15 protein-coding genes are annotated in these 14,941 nt (G+C 69.5%); 12 read left to right on the top strand and 3 right to left on the bottom strand.

The window, feature by feature from the left end; genetic code table 11:
* Window positions 1-12 precede the first annotated feature (12 nt).
* The gene (locus FHX50_RS06835; RefSeq protein WP_183375888.1) at window positions 13-1,728 is read left to right on the top strand and encodes an ABC transporter family substrate-binding protein; all 1,716 of its coding nucleotides are present in this window, start codon (window positions 13-15) and stop codon (window positions 1,726-1,728) included.
* Window positions 1,729-1,824: 96 nt separating this feature from the next.
* On the opposite strand, the gene FHX50_RS06840 is transcribed toward FHX50_RS06835, so the two are convergent.
* The 3 genes from FHX50_RS06840 to FHX50_RS06850 are packed head-to-tail and all read right to left on the bottom strand — an operon-like array spanning window position 1,825 to window position 4,068.
* Window positions 1,825-2,469, bottom strand: coding sequence for a hypothetical protein (locus FHX50_RS06840; RefSeq protein WP_183375889.1), 645 nt, complete (start codon window positions 2,467-2,469; stop codon window positions 1,825-1,827).
* Window positions 2,459-2,749, bottom strand: a complete 291-nt coding sequence (locus FHX50_RS06845; RefSeq protein ID WP_183375890.1) for a DUF6457 domain-containing protein — start codon at window positions 2,747-2,749, stop codon at window positions 2,459-2,461. Before FHX50_RS06845 ends, FHX50_RS06840 begins: the two co-directional genes overlap by 11 nt.
* 20 nt (window positions 2,750-2,769) lie before the next feature.
* Window positions 2,770-4,068, bottom strand: coding sequence for a molybdopterin molybdotransferase MoeA (locus FHX50_RS06850; protein WP_183375892.1), 1,299 nt, complete (start codon window positions 4,066-4,068; stop codon window positions 2,770-2,772).
* Between the two features lie 68 nt (window positions 4,069-4,136).
* On the opposite strand from FHX50_RS06850, the gene FHX50_RS06855 reads away from it, so the two are divergent.
* The 11 genes from FHX50_RS06855 to FHX50_RS06905 form a co-directional block, all read left to right on the top strand.
* Window positions 4,137-5,456 (top strand): ABC transporter substrate-binding protein, encoded by a 1,320-nt coding sequence (locus FHX50_RS06855; RefSeq protein ID WP_183375894.1) that lies wholly within the window; start codon window positions 4,137-4,139, stop codon window positions 5,454-5,456.
* A gap of 96 nt (window positions 5,457-5,552) precedes the next feature.
* On the top strand, window positions 5,553-6,872 hold the full coding sequence (locus tag FHX50_RS06860) for an ABC transporter substrate-binding protein (protein WP_183375896.1): 1,320 nt from the start codon (window positions 5,553-5,555) through the stop codon (window positions 6,870-6,872).
* Between the two features lie 81 nt (window positions 6,873-6,953).
* Window positions 6,954-7,937, top strand: a complete 984-nt coding sequence (locus tag FHX50_RS06865) for a carbohydrate ABC transporter permease (RefSeq protein WP_343064055.1) — start codon at window positions 6,954-6,956, stop codon at window positions 7,935-7,937.
* On the top strand, window positions 7,934-8,866 hold the full coding sequence (locus FHX50_RS06870; protein WP_183375898.1) for a carbohydrate ABC transporter permease: 933 nt from the start codon (window positions 7,934-7,936) through the stop codon (window positions 8,864-8,866). The genes FHX50_RS06865 and FHX50_RS06870 overlap by 4 nt, the downstream gene beginning before the upstream one ends.
* Window positions 8,867-8,886: 20 nt before the next feature.
* Entirely contained in the window at window positions 8,887-10,116 is a 1,230-nt protein-coding gene (locus tag FHX50_RS06875) for a THUMP-like domain-containing protein (protein ID WP_183375900.1), read from the top strand.
* Window positions 10,116-10,850, top strand: a complete 735-nt coding sequence (locus FHX50_RS06880; RefSeq protein WP_183375902.1) for a DUF4129 domain-containing protein — start codon at window positions 10,116-10,118, stop codon at window positions 10,848-10,850. The genes FHX50_RS06875 and FHX50_RS06880 overlap by 1 nt, the downstream gene beginning before the upstream one ends.
* Window positions 10,847-11,377 carry a hypothetical protein gene (locus FHX50_RS06885; RefSeq protein ID WP_183375904.1) on the top strand — a complete coding sequence of 177 codons (531 nt, stop codon included), beginning with the start codon at window positions 10,847-10,849 and terminating at the stop codon, window positions 11,375-11,377. The genes FHX50_RS06880 and FHX50_RS06885 overlap by 4 nt, the downstream gene beginning before the upstream one ends.
* Window positions 11,374-12,504: an AAA family ATPase gene (locus FHX50_RS06890; RefSeq protein WP_183375906.1), complete on the top strand. Its 1,131-nt coding sequence runs from the start codon at window positions 11,374-11,376 to the stop codon at window positions 12,502-12,504. The genes FHX50_RS06885 and FHX50_RS06890 overlap by 4 nt, the downstream gene beginning before the upstream one ends.
* The gene (locus FHX50_RS06895) at window positions 12,501-13,751 is read left to right on the top strand and encodes a DUF58 domain-containing protein (protein WP_183375909.1); all 1,251 of its coding nucleotides are present in this window, start codon (window positions 12,501-12,503) and stop codon (window positions 13,749-13,751) included. The genes FHX50_RS06890 and FHX50_RS06895 overlap by 4 nt, the downstream gene beginning before the upstream one ends.
* Complete coding sequence (locus tag FHX50_RS06900) at window positions 13,748-14,323, top strand: hypothetical protein (protein ID WP_183375911.1); 576 nt, start codon at window positions 13,748-13,750, stop codon at window positions 14,321-14,323. The genes FHX50_RS06895 and FHX50_RS06900 overlap by 4 nt, the downstream gene beginning before the upstream one ends.
* Before the next feature lie 224 nt (window positions 14,324-14,547).
* On the top strand, window positions 14,548-14,941 hold a 394-nt coding region (locus tag FHX50_RS06905), incomplete at its 3' end, for a hypothetical protein (protein WP_183375913.1).

The following is a 14,941-nucleotide window of genomic DNA, read 5'->3' on the forward strand; positions in this document are numbered from 1 at the left end:
AGAGAGAACACCATGAAGATTTCGACGAACCGTCGTCTGTTCCTCCAGGGGACCGCTGTCACCGGCGTGGCCGCAGCCGTTGCGGGCTGCTCGCAGAAGACCTCCGAGCAGCAGGCTGAGGAAGCGAAGAAGGACAACGAGAAGAAGGCCAAGGAGCAGGCCGAGCTGCCCTCCACCGCGTGGGAGAAAGTCGAGTACGCCGACGTCAAGGACGGCGGCTCCCTCAGCATGGCGATCTCCCAGATCCCCGCGAACTGGAACAATTCCCACCCGGACGGCAACGAGGTCTCGCTGACCACGATCATGGGGCCGCTGGGCGACAACAACGGCATCGCAGTCCTCGAGGACGGCAAGCTGGAGTTCCGTCCCGAGTACATCGAATCCGCCGAGATCACCAGCGAGGACCCGCAGATCGTCACGGTGAAGTACAACAAGGACGCAAAGTGGGACGACGGCAAGCCCGTCACCACCAAGGACTACGCGGCGTACGCGAAGGCGATGTCCGGCAAGGACGAGGCCTACACCGTCACCTCCACCCAGGGCTGGGAGCTCATCAAAGAGGTCCGTCCGAAGGGTGACTTCGAGATGGAGGTGGAGTTCGAGAGCTCCTTCCCCGACTGGATGGCCTTCCTCTACCCGGGCATGCAGGAAGAGGTCGCCAAGGACCCGAAGAAGTGGAACGAGGGCCACATCAGCGAGCCCATGCCGGGCAAGGGACCGTTCAAGATCGCAAACCTCGACAAGAACGGCGGCGTGGTCACCCTTGAGCGCAACGACAAGTGGTGGGGCGAGAAGGCGAAGCTCGACAAGATCATCTTCCGCGTTGTGACCCAGCAGAACGCCCCGCAGGCGTTCGCCAACGGCGAGATCGACATGATCGACATCGCTGACGGCGACACCTACGGCCAGGCCAAGGGCCGCAAGGACGCCGACATCCAGAAGTCCAACGGTCTGACCTGGACCCACCTGACCATCAACACCAAATCCGCCGAGGGTGCGCTGGGTGACATCAAGGTGCGCGAGGCGATCTTCAAGGCGGTCAACCGCGACGCCGTCGGCCGCGCCGTGGTCGGTCCGCTGGACGCCCCGGTGGTCCTGGCGAACAACTACATCTTCATGCCGGGCCAGGAGGGCTACGAGGACTCCTTCGGCGGATCCCTCGACGCCCCTGATGCCGCTGCTGCGGAGAAGGTGCTCCAGGACGCCGGCTACAAGAAGAACGGCAAGGTCTACGAGAAGGACGGCAAGAAGCTGGCCTTCGAGATCGTGATCCCGGCCGAGACGAAGTCCAACTCGGACCGCGCCTCGCAGGTGATGAAGGACCTCAACGCGATCGGCTTCGAGGTCAAGCTGAAGACCGTTCCGCCGGACGCGTACTTCTCCGAGTACATCCTCAAGGGCTCCTTCTCCGCTGTGACGTTCTCGTGGGTGGGCAGCTACCTGCCGCAGCTCGGCGGCATCAACCTGTTCCTCCCCGGCTCGGCGCAGAACTACTCCGGCTACGAGGATCCGGCTCTGAAGGACATCGCGAAGAAGGTCCAGACCGAGCTCGACCCGCAGAAGCGCATCGACGCCTCCAATGAGTTCTCCAAGAAGCTCGCCGAAGGCTACGCGGTGCTCCCGTTCTACGCCACCCCGATCGTGGTCGGCGTGAAGAAGGGCCTGGTCAACATCGGTGCCGCGCAGTTCGAATCCACCGACTGGACCAAGGTCGGCTTCAAGGCCTGATGCCCGTCTCCAGCTGACGCGCTGACGATCAGAGCGGCCCCGCATCCATCACGGATGCGGGGCCGCTCCTCGCTATATCAGCGCCTGCAGGCCGATCTACACCAGCGCCTGCAGGGCGATCAGGCCGACGGAGGCCGCCAGCACCGCAATGCTGATGCCGTTCAGCCGCACCTGCATCGCCCCGGTCAGCTCACCGTCCACCAGATGATGGTCCTGGTAGCCGTCCACCCGCTCCTTCAGCGGCCACGCCGCCGACGCCTTCTGCTCCGCCAGCAGCTGCGCACTGGACGTCTGCCCCATCGGCGCGGTCGGCGGCTTCTTCGAGGACGTCCGCGAGAAGGCGTCCAGCAGGCCCTGCTTCCGGATCGCCGGGGCGCTCCACGCCGTCACCGTCCGGTTCTCGCCGCAGGCATCCACCGCATCGATCTTCAGCATCGACCCGATCCGCACTCGATCCACCGCGCTGTACGGGATCCGGTAGGTGTGCAGAATGTTCCGCACCTCCATGCGGTCGGTGAACACACGCACGCCCGGCAGGATCATCACCACCACCAGCAGCGCCGCGATCAGCAGCATCACCGGGCCGAAGCGTCGGAGCCCGTCGGCCGCCCCCACCGTGAGGACGGCGTTGCCCACGAGGATGATCACCAGCGCCAGCGCAACCACGCCGATCCACAGGCTGGAGCGCGCCCGCAGCGTCTCCAGCGGCCGGTCAGTGGTTCCGCTCGGCTCAGCGGTCATCAGCGGGGTGCTCGTCCATGCGGGCGCGGACTGCGGCGCGGACCGTGTCCGCGGCCTCCTGCCAGGAGGCGGCGCGGCCGGTGCCCACGAGGTAGCCGATCAGCAGCGACGCGATCGGTCCGGCGGGGCGCACAATGCCGTGCGCGGTGACACCGGTGACGCCGAGGATGCGGTCCCGGGCGTCGTCGTCGATCGCCGGCATGCCGTCCACCTCCACCGTGAGCGAGTCGATGAACGCCTGCAGCTCCGCCATCGTGGCGGGGTCGTCGCGTCGAACCATAGTTCTTCCCTCCGGATCCGTCATTTCCCGGTCAGCAGGGGGATCACGAGAACCTCGTCGGTGCCCTGCAGACCGGTCACCATCATCGCATCAGCGGTGGCGTACGGCAGCAGGCGCCGGCCGGGAACCTCCCGGACCACAACGGCGCCCTCGCGGTGCTCGATCACCGCGGGCTTCACCTCCGCGCCGCGGCGACGGGGCGTGCGCGGCCCGTGCCCGGTGTTCGCCTCCTCCGCCTGCTCGGCGGGGACCATGATGTCCGAGGGGACCGTTTCGAACAGGGGCCGGATGAACAGGTGGAACCCGACGATCGCGCCGACGGGTGTGCCCGGCAGGTGCACCATCGGCACCCCGCTGTACGTGCCGACGCCCTGCGGTCCGCCGGGGCGCATCGCCAGGTGCTCGAATCGGGAGGCGCCCGCCGCTGGGGAGTCCGTGCCGGCGGCGAACGCGGCCTTGACGACGTCGTACGCGCCGGAGCCGACGCCGCCGGTGGTGATGATGAGGTCGCTGTCCGCGGCGCGGCGGGCCACGGCGGCGATCAGGGCGGCCGGCTCATCGCTGATGTGCTCCACGCTCGAACGGACACCGAAGTGCCGCAGCGATGCCGCGAGCGCCGGCCCGTTCGACTCCAGGACCTCACCGCTGTCACCCGCGTCCGCGGAGTGCGCGGAGACCAGCTCGTCTCCGGTCATGATGATCGCGACGCGGCGCGGCTCCTGCACCGTCACCTCGCTGGTGCCGGCGGCAAGAGCAACCGCGATCAGGGTGGGGGTGAGGCGGCGGCCGGCCTCGGCGAGTTCGGCGCCGCGCGGGATCTCCTCTCCGATGTCGCGGATGTGGCGGCCCGGCGTGAACGTGGTCGGTTCGGCGGCGGCGTCGGGATGGATGGTGATGGACGCGGGCAAGGGGCCGGTCTGCTCCGCGTCGGTGTGCTCCACGGGGACGACGATGTCGAAGCCGTCGGGGACGCGCGCGCCGGTCATGATCCTCAGGGCCGACGGGTGCTCATCGAGCGTGGAGTGGTCCAGGTCGAGTCGATCCCCGTCGGCCGTCAGGATTCCGCCGGTGACTCCGGCGGGGATGTCGCCGATGACGCGGTAGGTGCGGTGCGGGGCGTCGATGCTGCGGATCGCGAAGCCGTCCATCGCGCTCTGCGGGAACTGGGGCGCCGGGCGGGCGGCGAGCAGCGGCTCGGCGAGGATGAACCCCTCGGCCTGGACGGTGGGCAGGGTGCGGGTGCGCGCATCGGGCAGCTGGGCGATCTGCTGGACGACGGCGCGCCACTGCACAGGGCCGATGGACGAGTGGATGGGCATGGGGCCACTGTATCCGGGTGGGCTACAGTGATGCGCACCACATCCGGCTCCGATGAGAGGACCCTCCGATGAGCACCTGGACCTCCCCCAGTCGCCGCACCGTGATGGCGAGGACCGCTGCCGCCCTCGCCGCCGGTGCCGTCACCGCCTGCGGCTCCGCGAAGCCGGGCAGCGGCTCCGATCCGGGCGAGCCCGCGAAGGCGGACTTCAGCGAGCGGGGCCCCATCACCCTCGCGAAGGGAAAGGACACCACCGGGCATCTGCGCAGCCAGGTGGAGGCGTGGAACAAGGAGCACCCGGACGAAGAGGTGACATTCCTGGAACTGTCCGAAAGCGCCGACGAGCAGCGTGTGCAGCTCGTCAACAACGCTCGCTCGAAGTCCGACGCGTACACGGTCCTCGGCATGGACGTGGTGTGGATGGCGGAGTTCGCCGCCAACAAGTGGGTGGTGGAGCTGCCGAAGGACCGCTTCCCCTTCGACGACATGGTCCCGTCCACCGTCACCACCGCCACCTACTTCGACCGCCTCTACGGCGTGCCGTGGGCATCGAACGCGGAGCTGCTGTTCTACCGCAAGGACCTGCTGGAGAAGGCAGGTGCTGACAGCGCCCCCACCTCGGTGGAGGAGATGTTCGAGATCGCCGAGGCCATCACCGGCAAGGAGGAGTCAGTCTTCGGGTTCGGCTCCCAGTTCGCGAAGTACGAGGGGCTGACAGTGCAGATCACCGGCCTGATCGCCTCCGCCGGCGGTGTGCTCTTCGACGACGAGGGAACACCCCACGCCGACTCCCCCGAAGCGATCCGCGCCATGACCGAGCTGCGGTCGGCGTTCGATTCCGGAGTCATCCCGAAGGAGGCGCTCACCTACAAGGAGGAGGAGTCCCGCCAGGCGTTTCAGGACGGCCGGCTGGTGTTCATGCAGAACTGGCCGTACATCTGGGAACTGGTGAACAAGACGGACGGATCCTCGAAGGTCACCGGAAAGGTGGGCCTCGTGCCGCTGCCGGGCATCGGCGGGAAGAAGGGCGCCTCCACTCTCGGCGGTCTCAACTGGTCGATCTCCGCGTTCGCCGGCAATCACGGCACAGCCGCGGACTTCATCTCCTACCTGGTGAAGGAGGAGTCGCAGAAGGAGTTCGCAATGGCGACCGCGCAGGCACCGACCCTCACCTCCCTGTACGAGGACAAGGATCTGATCAACAGGTACGCGTTCTGGACGGCACTGAAGGAGGGCATCGACGCAGGCGTCTCGCGTCCGCCGACCGTGCGCTACGCAGAGGTGACGCAGGCGATCCAGGAGTCGGCGTACCGCATCATCTCGGGCGAGGCCGAGGTGGAGCCGGAGATGAAGGCACTGCAGAAGGCGCTGGTGAAGCTCGCGCCCTGATCCAGCGGGCGAAAGGCTCCGGATGCAGCAGATCACACGTATTACAGTATGGTCACAGAGGCGCTGTTCGGCGCCTGGATTCAAGGAGGAACCCCAATGTCATCTGGCTTCACCCCTTCCCGCCGCGGTGTGCTCGCCGCTGGCACTGCCGGCGCAGCAGCTCTCGGTCTCGCTGCCTGCGGAGGCGACAAGTCCTCCTCCGGCGGCGCCGAGCCCGCCCAGGGCAATTTCGACGAGCGCGGCCCCATCACCTTCGCGACCGGCAAGGACACCTCCGGCAAGCTGAAGGAGTTCCTCGAGAAGTGGAACTCCCAGCACCCCGACGAGAAGGTCACCCTCTCGGAGCTGCCGGAGTCCGCCGATGAGCAGCGCGCCCAGTTCATCAACAACGCGCAGGCGAAGTCCGATGCCTTCACCGTGCTCGGCCTCGACGTGGTGTGGACCGCCGAGTTCGCCGCCCAGCAGTGGGTGGTGGAGCTGCCGGAGGACAAGTTCCCGCTGAAGGAGCTCATCCCCGCCACCGTGGAGACCGGCAGGTACTTCAAGAAGCTGTACGCCGTCCCGTTCACCACCAACGCCGAGCTCCTCTTCTACCGCAAGGACCTCCTGTCCGCCGCCGGCACCGAAGAGGCGCCGAAGTCCTTCGAGGAGATGTACCAGCTGATCGACGAGATCAGGAAGTCCCCCGACGGCAAGGACACCCTCGGCTTCGGCTCCCAGTACTCCAAGTACGAGGGCCTGACCGTGCAGCTGACCGGCCTGGCGAAGTCCGCCGGCGGCGCCCTGTTCGACGACCAGGGCAAGCCCACCGTCAACACCCCCGACGTGATCGCCGGTGTGCAGGCAGTCCGCGACGGCTTCGACTCCAAGCACATTCCGAAGGAGGCCCTCACCTACAAGGAGGAGGAGTCCCGCCAGGCGTTCCAGGACGGCAAGCTCGCGTTCCTGCAGAACTGGCCGTACGTGTGGGAGCTCGCCCAGAACGAGGACGGCTCCTCCTCGGTGAACGGCAAGATCGACGTCGCCCCGATCCCCGGCGTCGGCGACAAGCCCGGATCCTCCACCCTCGGCGGCCTCAACTACGCCATCTCCGCGTTCGGCAAGAACCAGGGCACGGCGGTGGACTTCATCGCCTTCATGGCCGCCGAAGAGCAGCAGAAGGAGTGGGCGATCGCGACCGCTCAGGCCCCGGCGTCGGCCGCGGTCTACGAGGACGAGGAAGTGCTGAAGAAGTTCCCGTTCTTCCCGACCCTGAAGGAAGCGATCGACGGCGGCACGCCGCGCCCGCAGGTCGTGAAGTACGGGGATGTCACCCAGGCGATCCAGGAGGCCGGCTACGCCGTGTTCTCCGGTGAGAAGGAAGCGAAGGCCGCGATGGACGAGCTGCAGAAGCAGCTCGAATCCCTCGAGTCCTGACCGTGACGGAGGGCGGGGACGCCGGCAGAGCGGCCGGCACCCCGCCCTCCTCTCCCCTCCCCCGATGAAAGAAGGCCCGATGTGGCTGTGAAGTCCCGTCTGTTCGGGGCGGAGAGCAGAATGGCGTACCTGCTGCTCCTGCCCACCCTGATCCTGCTCGCCGTTGTGGTGGGCTTCCCGCTGGTGCTGTCGATCTGGCAGTCGTTCTTCCGCGCCGACGACGGCGTGGACCCCGAGACCGGCCTGCTGCAGCAGGGCGACACCTTCGTGGGCCTGCAGAACTACGCCGACGCGTTCACCTCCTCCGGCGCCGGAGCCGGGTTCTGGAACGCGTTCTGGAACACAACCCTGTTCACCGTGGTCGGCGTCAGCATCGAGACGGTGCTCGGTGTGGCGATGGCCCTGATCATGGCCCGCGCCCTGCGCGCCACCGGCCTGATCCGCGCCTCCATCCTCATCCCGTGGGCCATCCCCACCGTGGTGTCCGCCCTCATGTGGCAGCTGATCTTCGATGCGAACGGCATCGCGAACCGCCTGCTGAACTACCAGGTCCTGTGGACCACGGAGGGCTGGCAGGCGAAGGCCGCGGTGCTCATCGCGGACATCTGGAAGACCGCGCCCTACATCGGCCTGCTGACCCTCGCGGGCCTGCAGACCATCGACGAGCAGGTGTACGAGGCCGCGAAGGTGGACGGCGCCGGACGCTGGCGCACCTTCTGGTCGATCACCCTGCCGCTGATCCGTCCCGTCCTCGTGGTCGCGGTCCTGTTCCGCCTGCTGGACGCGATGCGCATGTTCGACCTGCCCTACGTGCTGCTCGGCAAGCTCCGCAGCGGCCAGACCCTGTCGATGCTCGCGCAGGACGCCGCCACGAAGACCGACTACGGCATGGCATCGGCGTATTCGATGGTGCTGTTCTGCTACATCTGCCTGGTGGCGTTCCTGTTCATCAGGCTGCTCGGCGCCGATGTCCTCGGCGAGTCGTCCACCCGCACGAAGAAGAAGCGCGCGAAGGGCTCGAAGCCGAAGCGCCTGGTCACCACCAGTGAAGGGAGCATGGCATGAGCACCGCCGCTTCGACCGCGTCCGCGCAGAACCCGTCGGCCTCCTCCGGCCGCCCCGCCGCCCCCGCCCGACCCGAGAAGCGCAAGGGCGAGCGCGGCGCGAAGATCATCGTGGGCCTCGGAATCGCGTTCATCCTCATCTACTGCCTCGCGCCGTTCTACTGGATGACCGTCTCGGCGCTGCGCCTGCCCACGCAGGGCCGCTCCACCGACCTCATCCCCAACCCCGTCTCCTTCGAGAACTTCCGCGCCGTGTTCGACCCGTCGAACAACTTCATTCGGGCGCTGCTGAACTCCCTGGTGGTCGCCGGCGGCACCACCATCCTCGTGCTGATCCTCGGCATCGCCGGTGCGTACGCACTGGCGCGGCTGGAGTTCTGGGGCAAGGTGCTGGTGATGTTCGCGATCGTCGCCACGTCGATGTTCCCCGTGATCACGCTCGTGGTGCCGCTGCTGAAGATGTTCTCCGGCGGTTTCGACTGGTTCCCGTTCAACTGGATCAACACGTACCAGGCGATGATCGTGCCCACGATGAGCTTCGCGCTGCCGCTGGCGGTGTGGAACCTCAACGCGTTCTTCCGCCAACTGCCGGTGGAGCTGGAACAGGCCGCGATGGTGGACGGCACCACCCGCATGGGAGCGTTCTTCCGCGTCATCCTGCCGCTGAGCGCCCCCGGCGTGTTCACCACCGCGATCATCACGTTCATCGCGGCGTGGAACGAGTTCCTCATCGCCCTGACGATGGTGAACTCCCCGGAGATGACCACCGCGAACGTGGCGATCTCGAAGTTCACCGGCTCCTCGCAGTTCGACACCCCGTACGGCACGAAGATGGCGGCGGGTCTGATCGTGACGGTGCCGCTGATCGTGATGGTGCTGGTGTTCCAGCGCCGCATCGTGGGCGGTCTGAGCGCCGGTTCGCTGAAGTGAGGCGCCGCTAGACTGCGGGTATGTCCGCTCTCGCCCCCGTCCTCACGCCCGAGGGGTTCGCCCTGCTGAACTCCCTGCCCGCCTACGACGAGTCCCGCGTCCTGCAGCTCGGCGAGGCGCTGCGGCGGGACGGACACAGCGCGGAGACGGTGGCCGCGGTGATGACGCAGTCGCGTCTGCGGGCGAAGGCGCACGAGAAGTTCGGCGAGTTCGCGGACCAGATGCTGTTCACCCCGGACGGCCTGGAGCAGGCCACCCGCCTGCCGATCGCAGCCCACCACGCGCAGAGGTTCCGCGACGCCGGCATCGACAGCGTCGCGGACCTCGGCTGCGGCATCGGCGGGGACACCCTCGCGAAGGCCGGCCTCGGGCTCGAGGTGATCGGCGTGGAGAAGGACGAGGAGACAGCCGCGGTCGCTACCGCGAACCTGCGCCTGTTCCCCACCGCCCGCATCGAACTGGGCGACCTGACGGCGTTCGACCCCGCGCGGGTGCAGGGCCTCTGGTTCGACCCGGCGCGCCGGGCCGGCCGCGCCCGCCTCCACGATCCGGAGCAGGCGCTTCCGCCGCTGTCCACCATCCTCGACTTCGCTCGCCGCACCCCCGCGACCGCGGCGAAGCTGGCGCCCGCGATCGACCACGCCCACCTGCCGACGGGCTCCGAAACACAGTGGATCTCCTGGCGGGGCCAGGTGCTGGAGGCGGTGCTGCATCTGGGGCCGCTCGCCCGTGAGGGCGTGGCCCGCTCCGCCCTGCTGTTCACGGGGGCCGACGGGTCCCAGGTGCACCGGCTCGATCCGGACTCCGTCGGCCCCTCCCCCGACAGCCCCCACGCCGCGGACGACCCCGACCTCTCCGCCGACGGGGTCCGCGACCACCTGTACGAGCCGGACGGAGCCGTGATCCGCGCCGGCCTGATCGGCACCCTCGCCCGCCGGCTCGATGCGGACCTGATCGATGAGTCCATCGCCTACCTGACGGCGGATGCGCGGGTGGATTCGCCGTTCGCGCAGGGGTACGCGGTCGAGGACGTCTTCGATTTTTCGATGAAAGCCCTGCAGGCCCACCTGCGCTCTCATAGGATCGGCACGGTGGAGTTCAAGAAGCGCGGAACGGCCGTGGAGCCGGAGGAGCTGCGCCGCCGTCTGAAGCCGGCGCGCTTCGGCGACGAGTCCGCGACCGTGATCCTCACGCGGGTCGCCGGGAAGCAGTCCGTCATCATCGCCCAGCCGCACCGGGATGTGCCGTGATGGGCGGGCGCCGCATCCGCATCGCCCCGCTGCTGTGGGCGGCCGGCCTCGTGGCACTGATCGCGGCGTCCCTGCACGCCCGCATGTCGCCGATCGCGGTGCTGCCGGACGGCATGGTGGCGCAGCGCCCCGTCTTCGCCGACACCCCGCCGCCGCCCCCACCGCTGCAGGAGGGGGAGCCGGAGTGGTACCAGGATGAGATCGAACCGCTGCGTTCCGTTCTCGACCAGGTGCTCACGGTGCTGCTGTGGGCTGTGATCGTCGCGGCGGCGCTCGCTCTGCTGTGGCTGGTCGTGGCCCTGGTGCGCCGGGCGGTCCGCAGCGCCCGCGCGGTCCGGCCGGACGCCGGCGCGATCGACACCACCAGCCTGATCAGCCAGGACGACGCGGCCGCCACCCTGTCCCGCGCCCGCTCCCGCCTGGTGGCGGAGGGCACGGCCGCTGAGGCGATCATCGCGGCGTGGCGGGAGCTGGAGCGCGCCGCGGAGGACCACGGGCACCGCCGTCTCGCCTCCGACACACCCTCCGACCACATGCGGCGGGCCCTGCGGCATCTGCCGCTGAACGCGTCGGACGTGGACGAATTCGCCGACCTGTTCCGCCAGGCGATGTTCTCCCCGCACCCCCTCGGGGAGGTGCACCGTGCCCGGGCGGTGCAGCTGCTCGACTCCCTGCTCGCGGACCTCGACTCCGCCCCCGCCGTCTCCCCCAGCAGCCGAGGCGGTGCCCGATGACCCGCACCGCCGCCCGCTGGCTCCTCATCGCCCTGATCATCGCCGTCCTCGCGGCGCTCGGCACCGCTGCGCTCGCTGCAGCGGCGAACCTGCGCATCAACGTACTGTTCCTGGTGGTGGCGGCGGTGGCGTGCGCGGTCCTCGCTCTCTGGCTGCGGCAGGGCATCCGCCGCGCCCACCTCACCCTGTTCCCCATCCGCCACCCGGAGGTGGACGAGCTGCGCCCCGACGGGTACGACCCGCGCGTGCGCCGCATCAACGAACTGTTCTCCGGCGGCCTCACCGGGTCGTCCTACAACACGCGGGCCCTGCACGACATGGCGTCCTCGCTCGTGGCCGGCGCCGAGGCGCAGGCGGAATCCGTCGGCAGCCGCCTGGAGATCCCACCCGCACTCGCCTCCGCCGCGTCCCGCGGCGCGCCCGACCTCGAGGCGCTCGTAGACGACGCGAACGCCCTCACCGACCAGCTGCTGGCCGCACCGCCGCGGCCAGCGGACCCGACCAGCCCCGCCAGGAGCCACCGATGACCCAGCACTCCCCCGTCCAGCCCCTGCCGGTCGCCGACGCGTCCCGCCTCGCGACCCGAATCCTCGATGAACTGGAGCGCGCCGTCGTCGGCAAGCGCCGCGCCCTCGAGCAGGTCCTCACCGGGATCCTCGCCGGCGGCCACGTCCTCATCGAGGACCTGCCCGGCCTGGGGAAGACTCTGACGGCACGGTCGTTCGCGCAGGCGCTGGGCCTGCCGTTCAGCCGGGCGCAGTTCACCCCAGACCTGCTGCCCTCGGACCTGACGGGCTCGGAGGTGTTCTCGCAGGCCACGGGCACGTTCGAGTTCCGGCCGGGCCCGATCTTCACCGGACTGCTGCTCGCGGACGAGATCAACCGCACCCCGCCGAAGACGCAGGCGGCGCTGCTGGAGGCGATGCAGGAGCACCAGGTGACGGTGGAGGGCACCACGCATCAGCTGCCGGAGCCGTTCCATGTGCTCGCCACCGCGAACCCGGTGGAGACGGAGGGCACGTACCCGCTTCCGGAGGCGCAGCTGGACCGGTTCCTGCTGCGGCTCGCGTTCGGCTACCCCAGTGTGGATGACGAGTGGGGGATCCTGGAGCGCCGTCTGGGCCGACGCCAGGAGGGGCAGAGCGTGGACCGGGTGCTCGCGGACGGCGAGCTGCTGGGCATGCAGGCCGCGGTGGAGACGGTGCACGTGTCGGAGGCGATCGGCCGATACGCGGTGGAGATCGTACAGGCGACCCGGTCGCATTCGTCAGTGGCGATGGGCGCCTCGCCGCGCGGGTCGCTCGCGTTCATCACGACGGCGCGGGCGTGGGCGCTCATCCGGGGCCGCGACTATGTGATCCCGGAGGACATCAAGGATCTGGCGCACCCGGTGCTGGGCCACCGCATCCTGATCCGTCCGGAGCTGTGGCTGCAGAACATCTCGACCGATTCGGTCGTCGATGATGTGCTCGCGTCAGTGCCCGCTCCGTCGGCCGACGGAGCCCTCCCGGCCGATGAGCCCGCGCAGCCCACCACCGACCTCCGCCCCGCCGACGGCGCCCGCTCTGTTGAGGGCGCAGACCCCGTCGGCCGCACTCCAGTGGGCCGCACCCCGGTTGGCCGCACCTCGGTGGAGCCCCGGGACCAGGCGTGAAGCTCACCGCCACCCCCGCCCACACGCGCGCGCTCGGCGGTGCTCTCCTGCTGTGCCTGCTGGCGGTTGCGTACGGCCGCCTCGACGCGCTGATCGTGGCGCTGCCGCTCATCGCGTACATCGCGCTCGCCGCCGCTCTGCGCCCCCGCACCGCTGACGCCGCCCACGAAACCCCGCCAGCAGTCGCCCACGTGTCCGCTCAGCGCGTCCTGGAGGACGACCCCGTGACGGTGGAAGTGTCCACGACTGCGCCCCACACGCTGCTGAGCGTCGGCATGCCGGCGCAGGCCGCGCTGCGCATGACTCCGCGCAACGGCCTCATCACCGGCGCCGGCGCCACCCGCCTGCAGCTGCTGCCACTGAGCTGGGGCCGGTACGACATGGGTCCGCTCGTGGTGCAGCACGCGGACATCCTCGGCGCGCGCCGCGTCGCCGAAGCGGTGTCCCCGCCGACGATCAGCGTCTCCCCCGGTGACGCCGCCGGTGCCGGGCAGCGCCGACTGAACCGCGTGCTCGGCATCTCCGGGCCCCACCTGTCGGCGACGAAGGGCGACGGCATCGATCTTGCGTCCGTCCGCGCGTTCCGCACCGGCGACCGCGTCAACCGCGTCAAACTGGCGCGTGACCCTCCCGCACCGGCGAGATCCACGTCAACGAGATGTTCACCGAGCGCGACACCGATGTCCTGCCTCATCACCGACACCGACCGCGACGTCCACGCCCTCGCCTCCGCGTTCGCCGACCGCACCGGCTCCAGCCTCGACCTGACGGTCCGTGCGGTCGCCGCGCTCGCCTCCCGCTACATCGGGCTCGGCGACCGTGTCCGCGTCCACGACTTCGGCAGCCGCATCGCTTCGATCCGCCGGCACCGGGCCGGGGCATCTGCGCCGCATCGTGGACCAGCTCGCTCGCGCGGACGGATGAGCGACCCGATCCGTCGGCTCACCCCGCTCGGCCATGTCCGCAGCGGCACCCTCACCTTCGTGATGTCGCCGCTGCTGACCGACGAGGTCGCCGCCGAGATCGGCCGGCTCCGAGCCGCCGGCGCGGACGTGCACGTGATCGACACGATGCCGGCGGCCATCACCGGCCTCGCCTCCCGGGCGGCCCGCGACGACGTCCCCGCCAGCCATCGCTCCTGGGCGACCGCGTGGGGCATGCGCGTGGCCGAACGCAAGGTCCTGATCGCACAGCTGATCTCGCAGGGCGTCCCGGTGGCGCCGTGGCAGGGAGGTGACGGCCGATGAAGGGCCGGTTGAGCCGCCTCACCGATTCCATTGTGGCGATGAGCCGCTCGCAGGCGCTGCTGCGCCTCGCCGGGTTCCTCGCCGGTGCGGGACTGCTGTTCTCCCTGATCGGTGTGGCCCCGGAGGAGGGCCAGTTCGGCACCGGAGTGGTCACCCTCGGCGTTGTCGGCACCGGGCTGGCGCTGCTGATCATCCAGACTCTCTTCCCCGATTCCGATATGGGGCTGGTGATCCTACTGATCGCGATCGGGGCGCTGGGGGCGAACCCGCCTGTCAGTCTGCTGCACGCGTGCGTGCTGGCGGTGCTGATCGCGGTGGCGCACCTGTCCTGGGCATGGGCGGGGCTGACCCCGGCGCACGGTGTGCTGGCGCGCTCGGCCCGCAGGCCGCTGCTGCTCGCGGGCGCGGCGGTGGTGGGGATCTCGCTCGCGCTGGGTCTCGTGGTCGCAGTGGTCAGCGGCGCGCTGGGAACTCTTGCGCTGCCGGCTGCGCTGCTCGGCGACGGTCTGATCGCGCTCGCTGCGCTGGCTGTTCTCACCGCGGCGGTGCTGCTGATGCCGCTCGAGGACTGAACGGCACGGGTCACCGACGCCTCCCTGTTCGAACACATGCGATCGACCTCCTTGACTTCTCGAACGACTGTTCGATACAGTAGCAGATAGAACACATGGATGCCCCTCTCTCCCTCGGCATCCGCACCGATCGGCGTCACGGCCGGCGCACCCGTCCCTCATGGGGCCCCGACTCGTGTGACGCCCGAGCCGCGCCCGTGCGCACGCCGTGGAGAGGGGGAGGAATGTCCGCCGAACGCATCGCTGATGAGCCCGAGAAGCCGAAGCGCCCGCGCCGCCAGCCCCGGGGCCCGCGCCGCACCATGCCGATGGCGCAGCAGCTCGATCGCGAGCGCGTCCTCTCCCCCGCTGCAGCGTCCGCCTCGACGACCCCGCTCACGGAGACCGACTTCGCGGCTCTGAGCGCTGTGCGGGAGCGGACCGTCGCACGCGCTCGCGAAGCAGCCGCGGACTATCGCCTTCTCGCCCGCCTGTACGTGGAGCAGGACAGCGGTGACGAGGCCCGCCTCGCCGCCGAACTCGCCGAGATCCGCGTGGGCATTGCCCTGAACTGCTCCATCATCCGCGCCGGTCGCGCCCTCGAGGGTGCGCACCGCGCCGCCACCTGCCTCCCGGGCG

The organism is Helcobacillus massiliensis (assembly GCF_014191425.1).
In the GTDB taxonomy this organism is placed as follows: Bacteria; Actinomycetota; Actinomycetes; order Actinomycetales; family Dermabacteraceae; genus Helcobacillus; species Helcobacillus massiliensis.